Origin of the sequence: Hydrogenophaga sp. T2 (assembly GCF_049843535.1) — a bacterium.
Taxonomy (GTDB): domain Bacteria; phylum Pseudomonadota; class Gammaproteobacteria; order Burkholderiales; family Burkholderiaceae_C; genus Hydrogenophaga; species Hydrogenophaga crocea.
In genome coordinates this window covers 88,385-106,460 of the sequence record NZ_JBBHZJ010000007.1, presented here as the reverse complement: position 1 = coordinate 106,460, position 18,076 = coordinate 88,385, and the positions used below count along the sequence as shown (strand labels likewise).

At 70.5% G+C, this 18,076-nt stretch carries 18 protein-coding genes; 14 read left to right on the top strand and 4 right to left on the bottom strand.

Going from position 1 to position 18,076, the window contains the following annotated elements:
• Nucleotides 1-16: 16 nt before the first annotated feature.
• From WDZ95_RS16875 to WDZ95_RS16860, 4 genes are all read left to right on the top strand, one after another.
• Complete coding sequence (locus WDZ95_RS16875) at nucleotides 17-844, top strand: HDOD domain-containing protein (RefSeq protein WP_166226614.1); 828 nt, start codon at nucleotides 17-19, stop codon at nucleotides 842-844.
• 76 nt (nucleotides 845-920) lie between these two features.
• Nucleotides 921-1,784 (top strand): HDOD domain-containing protein, encoded by an 864-nt coding sequence (locus tag WDZ95_RS16870; RefSeq protein WP_425780107.1) that lies wholly within the window; start codon nucleotides 921-923, stop codon nucleotides 1,782-1,784.
• A gap of 46 nt (nucleotides 1,785-1,830) precedes the next feature.
• Nucleotides 1,831-2,925 (top strand): phospholipase, encoded by a 1,095-nt coding sequence (locus WDZ95_RS16865; protein ID WP_425780105.1) that lies wholly within the window; start codon nucleotides 1,831-1,833, stop codon nucleotides 2,923-2,925.
• Between the two features lie 42 nt (nucleotides 2,926-2,967).
• Complete coding sequence (locus WDZ95_RS16860; protein WP_425780103.1) at nucleotides 2,968-3,957, top strand: rhodanese-related sulfurtransferase; 990 nt, start codon at nucleotides 2,968-2,970, stop codon at nucleotides 3,955-3,957.
• On the opposite strand, the gene WDZ95_RS16855 is transcribed toward WDZ95_RS16860, so the two are convergent.
• Nucleotides 3,906-6,092, bottom strand: a complete 2,187-nt coding sequence (locus tag WDZ95_RS16855) for a winged helix-turn-helix domain-containing protein (protein ID WP_425780101.1) — start codon at nucleotides 6,090-6,092, stop codon at nucleotides 3,906-3,908. The genes WDZ95_RS16860 and WDZ95_RS16855 overlap by 52 nt on opposite strands.
• Nucleotides 6,093-6,185: 93 nt before the next feature.
• Nucleotides 6,186-7,325 (bottom strand): iron-containing alcohol dehydrogenase, encoded by a 1,140-nt coding sequence (locus WDZ95_RS16850; RefSeq protein ID WP_287469939.1) that lies wholly within the window; start codon nucleotides 7,323-7,325, stop codon nucleotides 6,186-6,188.
• Between the two features lie 85 nt (nucleotides 7,326-7,410).
• Here WDZ95_RS16850 and WDZ95_RS16845 point away from each other — a divergent pair, with 85 nt between their 5' ends.
• Together WDZ95_RS16845 and WDZ95_RS16840 are read left to right on the top strand one after the other, a co-directional pair.
• Nucleotides 7,411-8,397, top strand: a complete 987-nt coding sequence (locus WDZ95_RS16845; RefSeq protein ID WP_425780099.1) for an alpha/beta hydrolase — start codon at nucleotides 7,411-7,413, stop codon at nucleotides 8,395-8,397.
• Nucleotide 8,398: 1 nt separating this feature from the next.
• Nucleotides 8,399-9,265, top strand: a complete 867-nt coding sequence (locus WDZ95_RS16840; protein ID WP_425780097.1) for a YbgC/FadM family acyl-CoA thioesterase — start codon at nucleotides 8,399-8,401, stop codon at nucleotides 9,263-9,265.
• Here the strand turns inward: WDZ95_RS16840 and WDZ95_RS16835 are convergent.
• Both WDZ95_RS16835 and WDZ95_RS16830 read right to left on the bottom strand, forming a co-directional pair.
• Nucleotides 9,252-10,085 (bottom strand): NRDE family protein, encoded by an 834-nt coding sequence (locus tag WDZ95_RS16835; protein WP_425780095.1) that lies wholly within the window; start codon nucleotides 10,083-10,085, stop codon nucleotides 9,252-9,254. The two genes, WDZ95_RS16840 and WDZ95_RS16835, sit on opposite strands and share 14 nt — an antisense overlap.
• 6 nt (nucleotides 10,086-10,091) lie before the next feature.
• Entirely contained in the window at nucleotides 10,092-11,027 is a 936-nt protein-coding gene (locus tag WDZ95_RS16830) for a YgfZ/GcvT domain-containing protein (RefSeq protein ID WP_425780093.1), read from the bottom strand.
• A 136-nt stretch (nucleotides 11,028-11,163) separates the two neighbouring features.
• Between WDZ95_RS16830 and mltG the strand changes: the two genes are divergently transcribed.
• From mltG to WDZ95_RS16790, 8 genes are all read left to right on the top strand, one after another.
• Nucleotides 11,164-12,171 carry an endolytic transglycosylase MltG gene (mltG, locus tag WDZ95_RS16825; protein ID WP_425780091.1) on the top strand — a complete coding sequence of 336 codons (1,008 nt, stop codon included), beginning with the start codon at nucleotides 11,164-11,166 and terminating at the stop codon, nucleotides 12,169-12,171.
• Between the two features lie 5 nt (nucleotides 12,172-12,176).
• Nucleotides 12,177-12,827, top strand: coding sequence for a dTMP kinase (gene tmk, locus WDZ95_RS16820; protein WP_425780089.1), 651 nt, complete (start codon nucleotides 12,177-12,179; stop codon nucleotides 12,825-12,827).
• Complete coding sequence (locus tag WDZ95_RS16815) at nucleotides 12,824-13,834, top strand: DNA polymerase III subunit delta' (protein ID WP_166226603.1); 1,011 nt, start codon at nucleotides 12,824-12,826, stop codon at nucleotides 13,832-13,834. Before tmk ends, WDZ95_RS16815 begins: the two co-directional genes overlap by 4 nt.
• A 94-nt stretch (nucleotides 13,835-13,928) precedes the next feature.
• Complete coding sequence (locus WDZ95_RS16810; protein WP_425780087.1) at nucleotides 13,929-14,294, top strand: PilZ domain-containing protein; 366 nt, start codon at nucleotides 13,929-13,931, stop codon at nucleotides 14,292-14,294.
• 69 nt (nucleotides 14,295-14,363) lie between these two features.
• Entirely contained in the window at nucleotides 14,364-15,182 is an 819-nt protein-coding gene (locus WDZ95_RS16805; RefSeq protein WP_425780327.1) for a TatD family hydrolase, read from the top strand.
• A gap of 23 nt (nucleotides 15,183-15,205) precedes the next feature.
• Entirely contained in the window at nucleotides 15,206-15,871 is a 666-nt protein-coding gene (locus WDZ95_RS16800) for an ankyrin repeat domain-containing protein (protein ID WP_425780085.1), read from the top strand.
• A 118-nt stretch (nucleotides 15,872-15,989) separates the two neighbouring features.
• On the top strand, nucleotides 15,990-16,475 hold the full coding sequence (locus WDZ95_RS16795) for a tripartite tricarboxylate transporter TctB family protein (RefSeq protein ID WP_425780083.1): 486 nt from the start codon (nucleotides 15,990-15,992) through the stop codon (nucleotides 16,473-16,475).
• An 18-nt stretch (nucleotides 16,476-16,493) separates the two neighbouring features.
• Nucleotides 16,494-18,005 carry a tripartite tricarboxylate transporter permease gene (locus tag WDZ95_RS16790; RefSeq protein ID WP_166226599.1) on the top strand — a complete coding sequence of 504 codons (1,512 nt, stop codon included), beginning with the start codon at nucleotides 16,494-16,496 and terminating at the stop codon, nucleotides 18,003-18,005.
• Nucleotides 18,006-18,076: the final 71 nt, after the last annotated feature.

Sequence of the window (18,076 nt, the reverse complement as noted above, 5' to 3'; positions counted from 1 at the left end):
CTTCGCGCGTCAATCCATGGACTTACAAGCCCTGCTCAATTACCCGGGCGCCTTGCCCGCGATGTCGCGCACCGTCGCCGATCTCATGTCGGAGATGAACAAGGACGATCCGAGCCCGCGCCGCGTGGGCGAGCTGATCGCCCAGGACCCCTCGCTGACCACGCGCGTGCTGCGCCTGTCCAACTCCTCGTTCTTTCGCGCCAGCCGCAAGATCGGCGACGCCCACGAGGCCGTGGCCATGCTGGGCATGACCCACGTGCGCTCGCTGGTGATGGCGGCCGCGCTGGGCTCGAGCTTCAAGAACGTGCCCGGGGTGAACCTGCCGCAGTTCTGGCGCTACAGCCTGCGCGCGGCCGACATCTCGAAGTCGCTCGCGGGCCTGCTGCGCCTGAACGAGGCCAACGCCTACACCGCGGGCCTGATCCATGCCATCGGCGATCTGGTGATGCACATCGCCATGCCCGACGACATCGGCCCGCTCGACATGGGCACGCCGCCGCTGGACCTGCAGCGCGCGAGCGCCGAACGCAACCGGTTTGGCTACACCTATGCCGAGGTGGGTGCCGGCATGGTGGAGCGCTGGAACTTCCCCGAAGCCATTGTGAATGCGCTCAAGCACCAGACCGAGCCCTTCGAGGGCGAGGTCTACGAGCCGCTGGCGGGCGTGCTGCACCTGGCCTCGTGGCGCGCGCGCGCCGAAGAGATCCAGCTCGACGACAGCGGTCTGGCCGCGACCTTCCCGGACATGGTCGGCATCTCGCTCGGTCTCGATCTGGGCGCGGTGCTGGGCAAGGACCCCGAGGAGTGGTCGTTCGAGGACGCGCTCGCGGCCTTCGTGGATTGAATCGAAAGTCCTCAAGTTCTCCTGCCGTCCATCGATAAAGCAGGCAACAGGTCACACTTCAATTGCGGGTACTGCCATGAACCTTGAAAAGCTCCTCAAGCAACCTCAGGCCCTGCCGTCGGTCCCGAAGGTCGTGCGCCAGCTGATCGACACCTTCGAGCAGCCCGACGTGGACCCGATGCGCGTGGCCTCGCTGATCGAAGAAGACCCGGTTCTCACGGCCAAGCTGCTCAAGACCGCCAACTCGGCCTTCTTCGGTCTGTCGCGCAACGTGACCAACGCGCGCGAAGCCATGAACATCCTGGGCCTGATCAAGGTGCGCGCCCTGGTCGTGGCCAGCGCCCTGGGCGAAGGCTTCCACACCGTGGGTGGCGTCAACCTGAACCAGTTCTGGCGCTACAGCCTCAACGCGGCCAACCTGGCGCGCTACATCGCGCTGCCGATCCGCATCGACGAGAACACCGCCTTCACCGCGGGCCTGATCCACGGCGTGGGCGAACTCGTGATGCACGTGGGCATGCCCGAGGCCATGATCGAGCTCGACCGCGCCGTGCCCATGCTCGACCTCAAGCGCGCCCGCGCCGAGCGCAGCCTGTTCGGCTACAGCTACGCCGAGGTGGGGGCCGCGCTGGCGCGCGAATGGAAGTTCCCGCGCCGCATGATCAACGCCATCGAACACCAGACCGCGCCGTTCGACAACGACGTGTACGAGCCGATCGCGGGCGTGATCCACATCGCCTCGTGGCGCGCGCGCGCCGAGGAGCAGGACATGCGCGGCGAGCTGCTGATCAACACCTACCCCGATCCCGTGGGCCTGGTGTTGGGCATCGACCCCGACACCGTGGTCGCCGACCGCATTCCCTCGATCTCGCGCGAGACCGACTTCGACGAGCCCGACGAGTCCGCGGCCGCAAACAACAAGGATTCGGTCGCGCACTGAGCCGCGGCCCCGACGGCGGGCCCGCGGCTCGCGGACAATCCGCGCCATGCGAGCACTGCGCCTCTACGCCGGGCCCCTGGCCCTGCAACACCTGCGAGACCACGGCCTGCGCCCCGACCACGTGGGCGTCATTCCCGCCGCTGCCGGCGGCCCCAAGGGCCTGATCCTCGGGCCCATCGACCGGCTGCTGTTCGGCCACTGGCTGCGCGATGCGCCCCAGACCATCCACCTCATCGGCGCCTCCATCGGCGCCTGGCGCATGGGCACGGCCTGCCTGCGCGACCCGGTGGCCGCGCTGCAGCGGCTCGAGCACGACTACATCCACCAGCACTTCGAGCTGCCCCCGGGCCAGCGCCGCCTCACGGCGCAGCAGGTCAGCGAGGCCTTCTCGGCCAACCTGCAGGCCTTCTACGGCGGGCGCGTGGACGAGGTGCTGCAGCACCCGCGCTGGCGTCTGCACATCGTGACCTCGCGCGGGCTGCGCCTGCTGGCGCGCGACGGCCGCTGGCGCACGCCACTGGGCTACATGGGCGCTTTCGCGGCCAATGCGCTGCACCGCCGGGCCCTGGGCGGCTGGATGGAGCGCGTGGTGTTTTCAGCGCCCGATGCGCCGCTGGGCGGCGTGAGTGCGCTGCCCTTCGGCACCCAGGACCTGCGCACGCGCCAGATCCCGCTCGGCCCGGGCAACTTCATGCCCGCCATGCAGGCGAGCTGCTCCATTCCCTTCGTGCTGCGGCCCGTGGCCGACATCCCCGGCGCGCCCCAGGGCACCTACTGGGACGGCGGCATCACCGACTACCACCTGCACCTGCGCTACCACGCCAGGCCCGAGGCCCCGATCGTGCTGTACCCGCACTTCCAGAAGGCGGTGGTGCCGGGCTGGCTCGACAAGGCCTGGAAGCGGCGCCACCGCAGCAGCGACGCACTCGACCACATGCTGGTGCTCGCCCCCGACCCGGCCTGGGTGCGCACGCTGCCCAATGGCAAGCTGCCCGACCGAACCGACTTCCAGCGCTACGGCCAGGACCTGGGCGCGCGCGTGGCGGTGTGGCAGGCCGCCGTGAAGGCCGCGCAGCAACTGGCCGACGAGCTGGACGAGTGGCTGGCGCGGCCCGACCCGTCGCGCGTCGAAGCGCTCTGAACCGCATCCGGCCAGCGGCCCGCCGGGCGGGATAATCGCGCCGTGACCGCCGCCTACCTCACCGCCGCCCTCTACCAATTCGTCGACCTGCCCGACCACGCCGAGTGGCGCGAACCCCTGCAGGCGCTGTGCGCCTCGCACGGCGTCAAGGGCACGCTGCTGCTGGCGCGCGAAGGCATCAACGGCACCATCGCCGGCCCTGAGGCGGGCGTGCGCGCCGTGCTCGACTGGCTGCGCCGCGACCCGCGCCTGGCGCGGCTGCAGCACAAGGAATCGTGGTCGCCCACGCCGCCGTTCCACCGCCTCAAGGTGCGCCTCAAGCGCGAGATCGTGACCCTGGGCGTGCCCGGGCTCGATCCCACGCGCACCGTGGGTGAGTACGTGAAGCCGGCCGACTGGAACGCGCTGATCGGCCAGCCCGACGTGCTGCTCATCGACACGCGCAACGACTACGAGGTCAAGATCGGCAGCTTCGAGGGCGCGATCAACCCGGGCATCCGCAGCTTCACCGAGCTGCCGGCCTGGCTCGCGCAGCAGCAGGCACTGCAGGCCGACAGGAAGACCCGCGTCGCCATGTTCTGCACCGGCGGCATCCGCTGCGAAAAGTCCACCGCGCTGCTCAAGATGCAGGGCTTCGAGTCGGTCTACCACCTCGAGGGCGGCATCCTCAAGTACCTCGAAGAGGTCCCGCCCGAGCAGAGCCGCTGGCGGGGTGAGTGTTTTGTGTTCGACGAGCGCGTGAGCATGGGCCATGGCCTCAGGCCCGGGGCCTCGTCGCTGTGCCGCTCCTGCCGCTGGCCGCTGAGCGACGAGGACCGCCGTTCACCGCTGTACCAGGAAGGGGTGAGCTGTCCGCACTGCCACGCCCAGCGCAGCGACGAGGATCGGGCACGGCTGGCCGAACGCCACCGCCAGGTGGAGCTGGCGCGCCGCCGCGGCCGCCCGCACATCGGCTCGGCCGTGCAGCCGACTCGGCCGCCTCAAGCGGCCCAGACCCAGAACGGGTCGGCGTCCGACTCGCCGACCGACTGAGACGCACCCGCGCGCGCGGCCGTGGCCTCGCCGGGCCGATCACCCAGCACCTGCCGCAGGCGGCGCCCCGCCGGCGACAGCTTGAGCCAGGCGCCCGCGTGCAACAGGGCCTGTTCACACACTTCGGGCTGGGGCGTGCTCAGCCAGCGCGCGGCCGAGGCTGCGGCCATGGCCAGCAGCCGCTTGGCCGTGGAGGGCGGGGCACCGCGCCAGGCGCTCACCATCAGCGCCTGCGCACGCACCGGGTCGCCTTCGAGCAGGGCCAGCGAGGCGTTGACGGCCGTGAGCAGCGCGGTGCGCGATCGTCCCGTCGGGCCCTCGGGGGCCTGCAGCAGGCCGCGCCAGTGCACGAGCGCATGGCGCGAGCGGGCCTGCAGCGCGGTGTCGATCGCAAACAGCCAGGCATCGTCGCGAAACCAGATGCCGGCCTGAGAGAGCGCGGGCCAGGCCTTTTCGATCAGGGGGAGGGCGTTCGCGTGCTGGGCGTGCAGCGCCAGCCGCCGCGCCTGCAGCCAGGCGAGCACGGCCTGCGGGCGCGGCTCGTCGCGCGCGGAATCGGCGCCGAGCGTGGCCACGCAGGCGTCGAGGGTGGGGTGTTCGCCCAGGCGCGCGCTGAGGTCGCCCAGCGTGAGCAGGCACAGCGGGCGGATGCCCGTCCAGCCGCAGCGCTGGGCCAGTTCGTGGGCGCGCTTCATGCGTTGCCAGGCGAGGTTGAGTTCACCGTCTTCGGCGCGCAGCATGCCGCACAGGTTGAGCAGCAGCGCCTGCAGCCCGTCGGTGGCGACGAGCGCGTCAATGCTGGCGTCCAGGCGCTCGATGCCCGCGAGCTCGACCACTTCGCCGCCGCTCAGGCGGTGCTCGAGCTGCGACAACAGCCACCAGCGGCGCGCCGCCGAGGTGGGCACCACGTCGCGCGACAGCAGGGCCTGGCGCCACCATTCGGGTGTGTCCACCACCGATTGCGTGGCGCACAGCAGGTGCGCGGCCACCGCGGCCGCGCGCTGCGCCCGCACCGGCCAGTGCGGCCGCGCGAGCCTGGCCATGGCGCGCTGCACGCGTGCGGCCACGCCGCGGGTGTCGCCCCGGTGCCATTCGGCCTGGGCGGCCGCGAGCTCGGCCCAGGACTCGGTGTCGGAGTCGCCCGCGGCGTGGGCCTGGTCGCGCAGCTGCAGCGCCTGCGAAAGCGCCGCCGGGTCGCCGCGCCACGCCGCCTCCATCACCAGATCGGCCTGCTGGGCCGGCGTGGACTGCACGAGCGGCATGGTCCAAACACTGGACAGCGTGGGCCCGCCGTCGCCCAGGGTGGGCGGCGTGGCATGCGACAGCGAGGCCAGGCGTTCCCAGCGCATGTCTTCAGAGGCGTCGGACGGGCTCGCGAGCATGTCTTGCAGGCGCACCAGCCAGGCCGCTGACTCGGCCGCGCGCCACACCGCCTGGAACGGAGAGGACGAACTCGCGCGCAGGCGCACCGGCGATGAGGGTTCGATGAGCAGGTCGAGGCAGGCGTCAAACCCCTGGGGCCCTGGCGCCACCTCGCAGCGCGCTTCGGGCGGGCGCAACGGCCCGCGCTCGGGCGGTGTGCCGTGAATGGCGATGCCGTGGCTGTTGAGGGCCCAGGCGCCGAACGCGCCCAATGCCGACGGCAGCCAGGCCGGCGCGCCGGGCATGTTGCGCAGCCGGGGCTCTTCCCAGCTCCAGGCCTTGGCGCCCGATGGGGCCTGCAGCTCGGCGGGCTCGATGCGCCGGTGCAGCACCTCGCCCACCACGCGGTAGCCCACCCGGTGCACGGTGCGCAATGGCCCGTCGGTGCCGTCGGCCAGGCGCAGCGCCTTGCGCACCTTGAGCACGCTCTGGGCGATCACCGACATGGTCACGAAGCGGTTCGACCAGACGTTGTCGAGCAGCTCTTCCTTGCTCACGACACGGCCGGCGTGGCGCAGGAGGTAGACGAGGAGATCAAAACAGCGCCGCTCCATGGGTCGCACGATGTCTTCGCATCGGAGTTCGCGCCGGTCCGTGCGCAGCACGAACGCGCCGAAGCGGAACTCTTCCGCGGTCCACGCGGCGTCGTGGGACGCGGCGTCGCGGGCATCGCGCCAGCGCCTCGCGCTGCCCCCATTGCTGTGCTTGGGCATGACGGCTTTCCTCACCTGAAAAGGCGATTAAAGCACTGCCAAAGTCGTCAGTTTTTCGTGATTTCTGGGGGTGACATGTACGTCAAAAGTGGATCAGGCCCAGGACGCTTCAAGCATTTCGCGGTAGTCCTCGGGCGTGGCCAGGCGCGGATTCGTCTTGTGGCAGTGATCGGCCAGCGCGCCGTCGATCACGCGATCGAACACGCCCGGGTCCACGCCCATGGCGCGCAGCCCCGGCGGCAGGCCGAGGCGCGCGCCCATATCGCGCACGGCCTCGGCCACATCGCCGATGGATCCAAGACCCATGGCCTCGGCCATGCGCTGGAGGCGCTGCTCTTTCTGCATCGATTCGGTGGCGGCGTTGAAGCCGATCACCGCGGGCAGAAAGACGGCATTGAGCGTACCGTGGTGCAGGCGGGGGTTGATGCCGCCCAGGCTGTGGCTGAGGCTGTGCACACAACCCAGGCCTTTCTGGAACGCCATGGCGCCCTGCATGCTCGCGCTCATCATGTTCAGGCGGGCCTCGCGGTCGTTGCCGTTGCGGGTGGCGCGCTCGATGTGGGCCCAGCCGCGGCGCAGGCCGTCGAGGGCGATGCCGTCGGCCGGCGGGTTGAAGGCCGCGCTCATGAAGGTCTCCATGCAGTGGGCGATGGCGTCCATGCCCGTGGCCGCCGTGAGCAGCGGCGGCAGGCCCAGCGTGAGCTCGGGATCGAGCAGGGCGGTGCGGGGCACGAGGTGCCAGCTGTGGAAGCCGAGCTTGCGGCCGTCGTCCACGATGATGATGGCGCCGCGCGCGACCTCGCTGCCGGTGCCCGCGGTGGTGGGCACCGCGATCAGCGGCGGCACGGCGGCCGTGATCCTGGGCGAGCCGCCTTCGATGGTGGCGTAGGTCTTGAGCGGGCCTTCGTGTGTGGCCGCGATGGCCACGCCCTTGGCGCAGTCGATGGCGCTGCCGCCGCCGAGCGCGATCAGGCCGTCGCAGCCTTGCGAGCGGTACAGATCGGCCGCGGCGCGCACCGCGGCCTCGGTGGGGTTGGACGGGGTCTGGTCGAACACCACGGGCCGCAGGCCCGGCAGGGCCGCCAGCAGCCGATCGAGCAGGCCCGCGGCCTTCACGCCGGCATCGGTCACCACCAGCGGCCGGCCCATGCCGATGCGCTCGCACTCGGCCTGCAATTGGGCCAGCGCGCCGAAGTCGATGACGATGTTTGTCACGTACAGGATCTGGGGCATGGGTGTCTCCGGTTATGTTTCGGGCTTCGCCGCGCACTATAGGCAAGCCGCCCGCGAAGGCGGTCGCCCAAAAGACAAAGCACGCATGTCCCACCCCCGTTCACCGCGCCATCGGCTCACGCCCGCCATGCGCGGCCTCATCGAGCGCATCGAGCGCGCCGGCTACCCGCCGTTCCACACCCTCGCGCCCCACGAGGCGCGCGCGGCCTACGCACAAAGCGCGGGCGTGCTCGACGTGCGGCCCGCACCCTTGCCGCGCGAGACCGCACTCGAGATTTCCACGCGGGACGGCGCACGCCTGCCCGCCAGGCTCTATGCGCCCGAGGCCGCTGCAGCCCTGCCGGTCCTGCTCTACTTCCATGGCGGCGGCTTCACCATCGGCAGCGTGGCCACGCACGAGCCGCTGTGCCGCACCCTGGCCCACGGCGCGGGCTGCGCGGTGGTGTCGGTCGACTACCGGCTGGCCCCCGATGCGAAGTTTCCGACCGCGGTGCACGACGCCTGGGACAGCCTGCAATGGCTGCGCGCTCAGGCCGCGGCGCTCGGGCTGGACGCGGCCCGCATCGCGGTGGGCGGCGACAGTGCCGGCGGCACGCTGAGCGCCGTGACCGCGATCGCCGCGCGCGATGCCGGCCAGGCCCTGTCGCTGCAACTGCTGTTCTACCCGGGCTGCGCGGGCCACCAGGACACGCCCTCGCACCACAGCTTCGCGCACGGCTACCTGCTGGACGAACCGCAGATCAGCTACTTCTTTGGCCACTACCTGCGCGACGCGCGTGACCGCGACGACTGGCGTTTTGCCCCGCTCGACGGCCGCGACACCAACGGCCAGACACGCGACCTCGAGGGCGTGGCGCCGGCCTGGGTGGGCCTGGCCGAGTGCGATCCGCTCACCGACGAGGGCATTGCCTACGCCGACCGCCTGCGGCTCGCAGGCGTGCCGGTCGATCTCGAGATCTACGCGGGCGTGGTGCACGGCTTCATCCAGTTCGGCCGCGCCATCCCCGAAGCCCTCAAAGCCCACCACGACGCGGCGCACGCGCTGCGCCGCGCCTTTTCCGGAGAAGCCTGACATGCCGCAACACCAACGCCAGGACTTCCGCCTGTTCCACCGCCTGCGCGTGCGCTGGGCCGAGGTGGACATGCAGAAGATCGTGTTCAACGCGCACTACCTGATGTACTTCGACACCGCCATCACCGACTATTGGCGCGCGCTGGGCATGCCGTACGAAGAAGGCATGGCCAGCCTGGGCGGCGACCTGTACGTCGTGAAGGCCACGGTGGAATTCCACGCCTCGGCGCGCATGGACGACCAGCTCGACGTGGCGCTGAAATGCTCGCGCGTGGGCAACAGCTCGCTGAGCTTTCACGGTGCCATCTTCCGCGGCGACGAGCACCTCATCAGCGGTGAGCTGGTCTATGTGTTCGCCGACCCGGCCACGCAGACCTCACGGCCGGTGCCGGCCGCGCTGCGCGAGCTGCTTCAGGCCTTCGAGGCACGCGAGGACGTGCTCGAACTGCAGGTCGGCAGCTGGGACCAGCTCGGTGACGGCGCGGCCGGCCTGCGGCGCGCGGTGTTCGTGCAGGAGCAGGGCATTCCGCTCGAACTCGAGATGGACGCGGCCGACGCCACCGCCGTGCATGCCGTGGCGCGCAACCGTCTGGGCCAGGTGGTGGGCACGGGCCGGCTGCTGCAGGCCGAACCGGGTGTGGGCAAGATCGGCCGCATGGCCGTGCACCGCGTGCTGCGCGGCAGCAGCGTGGGCCGGCGCGTGCTGCTCGCGCTGATGGAGGCCGCGCGTGCGCGCGGCGACCGCGAGGTGGTGCTGCATGCGCAGCGCAGCGCGGTGGGCTTCTACGACCGGCTGGGCTTTCAGGCGCGCGGCGAGCCGTTCCAGGAGGCCGGCATCGAGCACCTGGAGATGGTCAAGTCAGTGTGAAGGCCTCGCGCCGGTGCCGATCGGCCGCGAGCAGGGGCCGATCGCTGCCGGGGCCGTGGGTCCATTCGTCCACCTGCAGCACGCCGTTCGTGTGCCAGCGCAGCAGGGTGCTGCTGCGCGTGCCATAGGCGCGCTCGGGCATGCGCACGAAGGGGCTGGACAGCGCCCGCTCGATCGCCAGCGGCACGCCCGATTGCGGCAGCTCGGCGTCGTCGGCGAGACGGGTGTCCGTGAGGGCGTCGGCCAGCACCGGCTCGGCCGCATGGGGTTCGGCCAGCGCCTGCCGCAGCGCCCCGGCCAGCCGCCGGGCCTTGGGCCAGGGCGTGTCGAGCGTGGCGTTGGACAGCGTGTGCACGCCCGCGGACAGCGGCGCGAGGTGCAGCCGCACCGCCTGGGTCTCGGACGGGGGCGCGTGCGGCTGGGCGGGGTCGCGGTTGCTCAACCAGTGCCAGCGGCCGCGGCGCAGGTCGCCCACCACGAGGTTGAAGCCGCCGTAGCGCGCGGCTTCCAGGCCGTCGGCAAACCCCTCGGCGTCGGCGCGCGAGTCGAGCCAACGCGAGACCAGTTCGCCGCGGCTGCGGTCGCCGCGCTCCAGGCCGGGCTGGCGCACGTTGGTGAGCCAGGCCACGCGGCCGCCGGGCGTGAGGCCCATCCAGGTGCCCCCCTCGCGCAGGTCGCGGCCCGCCACCACGTCGGCGCCGCCCTCAAGGCGCCAGCGCTGCAGCGGCGCGGTCGGGCGCGCGAAATGCTCGTCGCGGTTCGCTGCCACCAGCAGCGGGCAGTCGGCCGCGGCGTCGATCGCAAAGGCGATCAGGCACATGGCGCGTCAGATGTCGTCGGCCAGGGGGTAGGGCAGGGGCAGCACCGTGAGGCGGGCCTCGCCCGCGCGCAGCGGCTGGCCATCGGCCGAGCTGGTCTGCATGGACACGATGGCGCGCCAGCCGCCCGCGGGATCGGGTGCGGCCTGCACCACGGTGCCGGTGGGCTGCTCGGCGTCGCTCGGGTGGAACACCTCCTGGCCCGCCTGCACCGACGCGCTGGCCTGCACCACGTAGGCGCGGCGCTTGAGCGTGCCGCGGAACTGGCTGCGCGCCACCACCTCCTGGCCCGGGTAGCAGCCCTTCTTGAAGTTCACGCCGCCGAGCGACTCGTAATTGAGCATCTGGGGCACGAAGGCCTCGACCACGGGCTGGGTGAGCGTGGCCACACCGCTGGCGGCGTCGAGGTAGGCCCAGCGCGCGGGGTCGAGTGCCTCGCCCGCGGGGGCGCTGCCGGCCGGGCCCACCCAGAGCGCGCGCGGCATGCCGTCGGCGGGGTACAGGCGCACCAGATTCGCCTCGCCGTCGGCCCACTGGCTCCAGGGGCTGGCGTGCAGGGCGGCCGGCACGGCATCGCCCACCAGGCCGTACACGGCGTGCGCCTCGCTCGCGTCGCTGAGCTTCACCTTGGCGCGCAACACGAACATCTGCAGCCGCTTGAGCGTGGCCGCGAGCAGGTCGCGGCTGCACACCAGCAGCACGCGGTCGTGCGTGCGCTTGAAGGCCACGAAGCTCGCGAGCATGCGGCCCTTGGCCGTGCAGAAGGCTGCCAGCCGCGCCTCGGACAGGCCGAGCAGGGCAAAGTCCTGCGTGAGCTGGCCTTGCAGGAAGCGGGTCGCCTCCTCGCCTTCCGCAGCGATCACACCCAGCGAGGGCAGGGCGGCGGCGCCATGCAGGGCGGGCGGCGCGGGGCGGGCGGTGTCGGGGGCGGGAAGGGTGGTCATGCGTTCGATGAGGGGTGGAAAGTCCGTGATCGGTGGCGGGGACCGCCGCAGGACTGATCGGGCGTGCGAATTATCATGACGGGCTTCGCACGCCGTCGCTGCCCGGCGCATTTTCCCTGCCGACAACAAGTTCTCGATGCGCGTTTTCCGAATCCTGGTGGTCTACCCGCTGCTGCTGCTCGGCATCGCCTACATGCTGGGCCAATGGTGGGTGCTCAAGCCGCTCACGCTGCCCGCGTCGGCCAGCGCCGAGGCGCCGCTGGTCTTCGAGATCCCGCCCGGCAGTTCGGCGCGGCAGTCGGCGCAACGCGTCGCGGACGCGGGGGTCGACGTGATCCCCGACCTGCTGTTCGCCTGGTTCCGGCTTTCGGGCGACTCGCGCGAGATCAAGGCCGGCGTGTACGAGATCGTGCCGGGCACCACCCCGCGGCAACTGCTGGGCAAGCTCGTGCGCGGCGAGCAGGCGCTGCGCAACGCCCAGATCATCGAAGGCCTCACGGCGCGCCAGGCGATCGACGCCCTGCGCCAATCGCCCGACCTCACGAACGACCTCAAGGACCTGAGCCTGGAGCAGGTGATGGAGCGCCTGGGCCTGCCTGGCGTGCACCCCGAGGGCCGTTTCTTTCCCGACACCTACCGGGTGGTCAAGAACGCCCCTGTCTCCAGCGTGCTGCGCCAGGCGGCGCGGGCCATGGACCAGCGCCTGGCGCAGGCCTGGGAGAAACGCGACCCCTCGTCGCCGCTGCGCTCGCCCGAAGAAGCCCTGATCCTCGCAAGCATCATCGAGAAGGAGACCGGCCGCGACGCCGACCGCGCCCGCGTGGCCGGCGTGTTCAGCAACCGGCTGCGCATCGGCATGCGGCTGCAGACCGACCCGAGCGTCATCTACGGCCTGGGCGATCGCTTCGACGGCAACCTGCGCCGGGCCGACCTCGGCACCGACACGCCCTACAACACCTATACCCGCGCCGGCCTGCCGCCGACGCCGATCGCGCTGCCCGGCATGGCCTCGCTGATGGCAGCCGTTCAACCGGCCAGAACCAGTGCGCTGTATTTCGTCGCGCGCGGTGACGGCTCCAGCCAGTTCAGTGCCACGCTGCCGGAACACAACGCAGCGGTGCGCCGCTTCCAGCTGGGCCGCTGATCCGCATGACGCTCTCCACAGCCGGTCTGTTCATCACGTTCGAAGGCATCGATGGCGCGGGAAAGTCCACGCACATCGAGGCCCTTGCACGCGCCTTCGAAACCCGGGGACGGCGCGTGGTGCTCACGCGCGAGCCCGGCGGCACGCCGCTGGCCGAGAAGCTGCGCGCCCTCGTGCTCAACGACCCCATGGACCCGCTGTGCGAAAGCCTGCTGGTGTTCGCGGCGCGGCGCGACCACCTGGTGCAGGTGATCGAGCCCGCGCTGGCCGAGGGCGCCGTGGTGCTCTGCGACCGCTTCACCGACGCCACCTTCGCCTACCAGGGCCATGGCCGCGGCTTCGACCTCGCGGTGCTCGGCCAGCTCGAACGCTGGGTGCAGCAGGGCGAGGGCGGCGGGCTTCGTCAGCCCGACCTCACGGTGTGGTTCGACCTGCCCGCGGCCGTGGCCGCCGAACGCCTGGTGGCTGCGCGCGTGCCCGACCGCTTCGAATCCCAGCCGCAGGCCTTCTTCGAACGCGTGGCGCAGGGCTATGCGGCGCGCGCGGCGCAGCACCCCGGGCGCTTCGCGCGCATCGACGCCGACCAGCCGCGCGAGGCCGTGGCCCTCGCGGTGCACCAGGCTTTCGTCCAGCGCGGCTGGCTGTCACCCCCATGAGCGCCCCGGCGGTTCTCGCCCCCTGGCTGCAGGCCCAGCTGCAGGCGGTGCTCGCCCAGCGCGGGCACGCGGTGCTGCTCGCGGGCCCTTCGGGCCTGGGCCAGTACGAGCTGGCGCTGGCGCTGGCGCGCGCCTGGCTGTGCGAGCGGCCCGGCCCGCAAGGCGCCTGCGGCGAATGCACGAGCTGCCACGCCATCGACGTGCGCACCCATGCCGACCTCTGCGTGCTGATGCCCGAAACCCTGTGCCTCACGCTGGGCTGGCCGCTCGGCGAGAGCGAACAGCGCGAGATCGACGAGAAAAAGCGAAAGCCCAGCCGCTTCATCCGCGTCGAGGCCGCACGGCAGGCCGTGGCCTTCACGCAGACCACCAGCGCGCGCGGCGGCCAGCAGGTGGTCATGGTCTACCCGGCCGACCGCCTCAACATCGAGGCCGCGAACACCCTGCTCAAGACACTCGAAGAGCCCGCGCCCGGGGTGCGCTTCGTGCTCGCCACCGAGGCCGCGCACCAGTTGCTGCCCACGATCCGCAGCCGCTGCCAGACCGTGCAACTGGGCTGGCCCGGGGCCGAAGAGGGCATGGCCTGGCTGCAGGCCCAGGGGGGCCTGAACGCCGCGGCGGCCTTTGCCTGGTGGCACGCCTCGGGCGGACGCCCCGACATGGCGCTGACGCTGTCGCGCAGCGGGCTCACGCCCGAGCAGTGGCTCAAGCTGCCGCAGTCGCTGGCGCGCGGCGACTGGAGCGCGCTGGCCGAACACCCGCCCGCGGCCCAGCTCGACGTGCTGCAAAAGCTCTGCCACGACCTCATGGCGCGCGCGGCCGGCGCACCGTCGCGCTTCTTTCCGCAGGAGCACCTGCCGCCGCCGCCACCCTGGCGGGTGCTGGCCCTGTGGTCGCGCGAGCTGCTGCTGGCGGCGCGCAGCGTCGAACACCCCTACCAGCCCGGACTGCTGCAAGAGGCCTGGGCCGCACGCGCCCGCGAGGCCCTGAACGCCGCCCGTCGTTGAAACGTGTCCGATCGTGACCCAGTGCCGAGACAAGGCCCGGGTCTGCGGCTTGAATCCCCGCAATGCCCCGGAGCCGAGCCTTTAAACTACCCCCATGAGTACCAATCCGAGCACCGCTGCGGCCCGTCCGAGCGTGATTCAGCTCTCGATCAAGGAGAAGGCCGCGCTCTACGCCGCCTACGTGCCCTTGTTCGCCGACGGCGGCATCTTCATCCCCTCGTCGCGCGACTACCGCCTGGGTGACGACGTGTACGTGCTGCTGAGCCTGCCCGACGACCCGCAGCGCTACCCGGTGGCCGGCAAGGTGGCCTGGGTCACGCCCGCCAAGGCACAGGGTGGCCGTACCCAAGGCGTGGGCATCCGTTTCCCGTCGGACGAAAAATCCCGCCAGCTCAAGCTCAAGATCGAAGAAATCCTGGGCACCAGCCTGTCTTCCGACCGCCAGACGCAAACGCTCTGACCGCGCGCGCCTTCAGGACAACGCCTCGCCGCCCCGGGCCGCGAGGCGTTTTTCATGGATCATTCCCCGATGTTCACCGACTCGCACTGCCACCTGAGCTTTCCCGAGCTGCACAGCCAGCTCCCCCAGATCCTCGACGCCATGAGCGCCGCGCGCGTGGACCGTGCGCTGTGCATCTGCACCACGCTCGAAGAGTTCGACACCGTTCACCGGCTCGCCCTCGAACACGACCGCCTGTGGGCCACCGTGGGCGTGCACCCCGACAACGAAGGCGTGCGCGAGCCCACGCTCGATGACCTGCTGGCCGGTGCGGCGCGGCCGCGCGTGGTGGGCATCGGCGAAACCGGGCTCGATTACTACCGCCTGGGCGAGCGCACCCTAGCCGACATGGAATGGCAGCGCGAGCGCTTTCGCGTGCACATCCGTGCCGCTCGCCAGACCGACCTGCCGCTGGTGATCCACACGCGCTCGGCCTCGGACGACACGCTGGCGATCCTGCGCGAGGAGGGCGGCTTCGGCGGCGCGGGCGACTTGCCCCACGCGCGCGGCGTGTTCCACTGCTTCACCGAAACCGCGGCCGTGGCCCGCGCCGCGCTCGACCTCGACTTCTGCATCTCGTTCTCGGGCATCCTGACCTTCCGCAACGCCGCCGAGCTGCGCGACACCGCGCGCCTGGTGCCGCTGGACCGGCTGCTGATCGAGACCGACAGCCCCTACCTGGCACCGGTCCCCCACCGCGGCAAGACCAACACCCCCGCGTTGGTGCCGCACGTGGCGCAGCAGGTGGCCGAGATCCACGGCGTGAGCGTGGAGCGCGTGGCCGAGGCCTCGACCGCCAACTTCCTGCGCCTTTTCAACCGCGTGCAACCCGGCACGGGCACCGCATAAATCTCATGTATTGCATGAAAAACATGAAAAAGCGCGATGTTCTGAAAGCCTTTTTGGCGCTATCGATTGCCCCTGCGGCGTTCGCCAACGCCTACGACGACTTCTTCACCGCGATCAAGCGCGACGACACCAGTGCCTTGTTGCTGCTGCACCTGCGCGGCTTCGACCTCAACACCCTGGATCCGAACGGCCAGCATGCCCTGTACCTGGCCTTGCGCGACGGTGCCGAGCGCGTGGCGGCCTATCTGCTGAACCAGCCGGACGTGAAGGTCGAGTACCGCAACGCCAAGGACGAGTCGCCGCTGATGATGGCCGCGCTCAAGGGCCGGCTGGCGCTTGCGAAAAAGCTCATCGAGCGCGAGGCCGAGGTCAACAAGCCGGGCTGGGCGCCGCTGCATTACGCCGCCACGAACCCGGGGGAGGGCAGTGTCGCGATGGTGGACCTGCTGCTCGAGCACCACGCCTACATCGATGCACAGTCGCCCAACGGCAGCACCCCGCTCATGATGGCCGCGCTCTACGGGCATGCGCGCGTGGTGAAGCTGCTGCTCGACTCAGGCGCCGACCCGCTGCTCAAGAACGAGCAGGGCCTGACCGCCATCGATTTCGCGCGCCGTGCGAGCCGCGATGCCGTGGCCGCGACGATTGCCGCCGCGGTGCGCGCCCAGCAACCGGCGGGCCGCTGGTAGCCGCTCCGGGCGCCTGAAAACTTCGCGCAAACTTAAGGCGCGGCGTAGGTGAATCCCACATGGCGGTGGCTTCACCGGATGACGACAATCCCAGGCTTTGCATCCCCGAGGAGACGTCGTGCAATTCAGAAGCCAGAAAGACTTCGTGTCGGGTCTGCTGTTCACCGCCGTGGGCATTGCCTTCGCGGTGGGCGCAACCAACTTCGACATCGGTGGGGCCGCCCGCATGGGCCCCGGTTACTTCCCGCTGTTGCTGGGCATCGTGCTGGCCCTGCTGGGCGTGCTGGTCACGCTGCAGTCCTTCAGGCGCAGCGCGGCCCAGGACAAGATCGACAACATCGCCTGGCGCCCCCTGGTCTTCATCCTGCTCGCCAACCTCGCGTTCGGCGTGCTGCTCGTGGGTCTGCCCTCGGTGGGCCTGCCGCACTTCGGTCTCATCGTCGCGATCTACGCGTTGGTGATCATCTCGGGCTATGCCCGCCCCAACAGCAGCCTCAAGGAATCGGTCGTGCTGGCCACCATCCTGGCCGTCGGCAGCTACGCGGCTTTCGTTTACGCCCTCAACCTGCAGTTCCCGGTGCTGCCGTGGTTCCTGGGCCAGTGATCTCGGAGACATAACAACATGGACCTGATCCAAAACCTGTCATTGGGCTTCAGCGTCGCCTTCACGGCGCAGAACCTGCTCTACGCCTTCGTGGGCTGTCTGCTGGGCACCCTGATCGGCGTGCTGCCGGGCCTGGGCCCCGTGGCCACCATCGCCATGCTGCTGCCCGTCACCTACGGCCTGGAGCCGGTGTCGGCGCTGATCATGCTGGCCGGCATCTACTACGGCGCCCAGTACGGCGGCTCCACCACGGCCATTCTGGTCAACCTGCCCGGTGAGTCTTCGTCGGTGGTGACCGTGCTCGACGGCTACCAGATGGCGCGCCGGGGCAGGGCGGGTCCTGCCCTGGCCGCTGCGGGCATCGGCTCGTTCTTTGCAGGCTGCGTCGGCACCCTGGTGCTGGCCGCCTTCGCGCCGCCGCTCACCGAGGTCGCCCTGAGCTTCGGCCCCGCCGAGTACTTCGCACTCATGATCCTGGGCCTGATCGGCGCCGTGGTGCTGGCCTCGGGCTCGCTGATCAAGGCGCTGGCCATGATCGTGCTGGGTCTGCTGCTGGGCCTGGTCGGCACCGACATCAACTCCGGCGTCGCGCGCTTCTCGTTCGACGTGCCCGAACTCACCGACGGCATCAACTTCGTCGTGGTGGCCATGGGCATCTTCGGCTACGGCGAGATCATCGCCAACCTGGCGCAGGACGAGTCCGAGCGCGAGGTGTTCACGGGCAAGGTCACCGGCATCTTCCCGACCGCCGAAGACTTCAAGCGCATGTTCCCGGCCATGATCCGCGGCACGGCGCTCGGTTCGGCGCTCGGCATCCTGCCCGGCGGCGGCGCGCTGCTGTCGTCCTTCGCGGCCTACACGATCGAGAAGAAGACCAAGCTCAAGCCCGGTGAACTGCCGTTCGGCCAGGGCAACATCCGCGGCGTGGCCGCGCCCGAATCGGCCAACAACGCCGGCTCGCAGACCTCGTTCATCCCGCTGCTCACGCTGGGCATTCCGCCCAACGCCGTGATGGCGCTGATGGTGGGTGCCATGACCATCCACAACATCCAGCCCGGCCCGCAGGTGATGACCAGCAACCCGGACCTGTTCTGGGGCCTGATCGCCTCGATGTGGATCGGCAACGCGATGCTGATCATCCTGAACCTGCCCCTGATCGGCATGTGGATCAAGCTGCTGACCGTGCCTTACAAGTGGCTGTACCCGGCCATCGTGCTGTTCTGCGCCATCGGCGTGTTCTCGACCAACAACAACAGCTTCGACATCTGGATGGTGGCGGCCTTCGGCCTCATCGGCTACGTGTTCATCAAGCTCGGTTGCGAACCCGCGCCGCTGCTGCTGGGCTTCATCCTGGGCCCGATGATGGAAGAGTACCTGCGCCGTGCGCTGCTGATCTCGCGCGGCGACTGGTCGGTGTTCGTCACGCGCCCGATCTCGGCCTCGCTGCTGGCCGCTGCCGTGCTGCTGCTCGTGATCGTGCTGCTGCCGGCCGTGAAGAAGAAGCGCGAGGAAGCCTTCGTCGAGGAATGACGGGCTGATTCAAGCCCCGACCAGCTGGCTTGGTCGGGGCTTTTATTGGGACTCATGACATTCCACGATGT

What these genes read in the sequence shown, in the direction of transcription:
- WDZ95_RS16870 (WP_425780107.1), top strand. Translation starts at nt 921, where the DNA reads ATGAACCTTGAAAAGCTCCTCAAGCAACCTCAGGCCCTGCCGTCGGTC.
- WDZ95_RS16875 (WP_166226614.1), top strand. Translation starts at nt 17, where the DNA reads ATGGACTTACAAGCCCTGCTCAATTACCCGGGCGCCTTGCCCGCGATG.
- WDZ95_RS16790 (WP_166226599.1), top strand. Translation starts at nt 16,494, where the DNA reads ATGGACCTGATCCAAAACCTGTCATTGGGCTTCAGCGTCGCCTTCACG.
- WDZ95_RS16865 (WP_425780105.1), top strand. Translation starts at nt 1,831, where the DNA reads ATGCGAGCACTGCGCCTCTACGCCGGGCCCCTGGCCCTGCAACACCTG.
- WDZ95_RS16845 (WP_425780099.1), top strand. Translation starts at nt 7,411, where the DNA reads ATGTCCCACCCCCGTTCACCGCGCCATCGGCTCACGCCCGCCATGCGC.
- WDZ95_RS16800 (WP_425780085.1), top strand. Translation starts at nt 15,206, where the DNA reads ATGAAAAAGCGCGATGTTCTGAAAGCCTTTTTGGCGCTATCGATTGCC.
- WDZ95_RS16850 (WP_287469939.1), bottom strand. Translation starts at nt 7,325, where the DNA reads ATGCCCCAGATCCTGTACGTGACAAACATCGTCATCGACTTCGGCGCG.
- WDZ95_RS16805 (WP_425780327.1), top strand. Translation starts at nt 14,364, where the DNA reads ATGTTCACCGACTCGCACTGCCACCTGAGCTTTCCCGAGCTGCACAGC.
- WDZ95_RS16810 (WP_425780087.1), top strand. Translation starts at nt 13,929, where the DNA reads ATGAGTACCAATCCGAGCACCGCTGCGGCCCGTCCGAGCGTGATTCAG.
- tmk (WP_425780089.1), top strand. Translation starts at nt 12,177, where the DNA reads ATGACGCTCTCCACAGCCGGTCTGTTCATCACGTTCGAAGGCATCGAT.
- WDZ95_RS16815 (WP_166226603.1), top strand. Translation starts at nt 12,824, where the DNA reads ATGAGCGCCCCGGCGGTTCTCGCCCCCTGGCTGCAGGCCCAGCTGCAG.
- WDZ95_RS16855 (WP_425780101.1), bottom strand. Translation starts at nt 6,092, where the DNA reads ATGCCCAAGCACAGCAATGGGGGCAGCGCGAGGCGCTGGCGCGATGCC.
- WDZ95_RS16835 (WP_425780095.1), bottom strand. Translation starts at nt 10,085, where the DNA reads ATGTGCCTGATCGCCTTTGCGATCGACGCCGCGGCCGACTGCCCGCTG.
- WDZ95_RS16840 (WP_425780097.1), top strand. Translation starts at nt 8,399, where the DNA reads ATGCCGCAACACCAACGCCAGGACTTCCGCCTGTTCCACCGCCTGCGC.
- WDZ95_RS16830 (WP_425780093.1), bottom strand. Translation starts at nt 11,027, where the DNA reads ATGACCACCCTTCCCGCCCCCGACACCGCCCGCCCCGCGCCGCCCGCC.
- mltG (WP_425780091.1), top strand. Translation starts at nt 11,164, where the DNA reads ATGCGCGTTTTCCGAATCCTGGTGGTCTACCCGCTGCTGCTGCTCGGC.